Here is a 635-nt window from a genome sequence, read left to right as displayed (position 1 = left end):
CACGTAAGGCATAGGCAGACGGGTCTATTCTTCAGCACAGGTCATGGTTTGTCTCACGACCTGTACCGCTGGAGGATAGGCCCGTTCTGTTTTGTTAAGACCCGCCTGAGTTTTGTCATGTACTGTGGGTGTGCTGGCGAACGGATGGTGGTGCGGAAGGTACAGGCGGGCGAAATGGAGGCGCACGGTGCGTCTCTTCCTTTTGCATAACCCGTCTTCATGTGCTATGACCTGGCTGACGAAACTTCGCGACCGCTACCTAAATGCATCGGTCGAAGCCACTGCGCACTACACCAAGGTGTGGGGCGAATGCACCCACTGCGCTACCCACACGCCGTGGATGGCGCGTCCGGCCCGTGGCTACTACAAGTGCCTGGAATGTGGACAGCATCCGCTCGATGCACACGCCCAGGTGTCTTCTACTGCCGCCGCCCACGACGACCGTCCGCCGCAGCACGAACGGACGGCCCCCTCCTCGGCTCGTCAACCGGCATAGCGTCAGGTTTATAATGCGAATCAGGAGTTGAAGGCGAGCAGGAGCATCGCGGCGGCGAAGCGTCCGAACACATGCACCATCAGCCCCCGGGTCGACCGGACCTTCGAGGCGGCCTGAATGCCGGTTTTTTCTTCAATCC

At 59.8% G+C, this 635-nt stretch carries 1 protein-coding gene and 1 pseudogene; one reads left to right on the top strand and one right to left on the bottom strand.

Annotated features, from left to right (window positions below):
• Positions 1-226 precede the first annotated feature (226 nt).
• Entirely contained in the window at positions 227-496 is a 270-nt protein-coding gene (locus CRI93_RS14985) for a hypothetical protein (RefSeq protein ID WP_098063538.1), read from the top strand.
• 20 nt (positions 497-516) lie between these two features.
• On the opposite strand, the pseudogene CRI93_RS15735 reads toward CRI93_RS14985, so the two are convergent.
• Positions 517-635, bottom strand: a pseudogene (locus CRI93_RS15735) (IS982 family transposase); the annotation flags it as partial.

The sequence above is a fragment of the Longimonas halophila genome, assembly GCF_002554705.1.
Taxonomy (GTDB): Bacteria; Bacteroidota; Rhodothermia; order Rhodothermales; family Salinibacteraceae; genus Longimonas; species Longimonas halophila.
Note: the sequence above shows the minus strand (reverse complement) of the source record. Positions and strands in the feature narration are given on the sequence as shown.

What these genes read in the sequence shown, in the direction of transcription:
- CRI93_RS14985 (WP_098063538.1), top strand. Translation starts at nt 227, where the DNA reads ATGACCTGGCTGACGAAACTTCGCGACCGCTACCTAAATGCATCGGTC.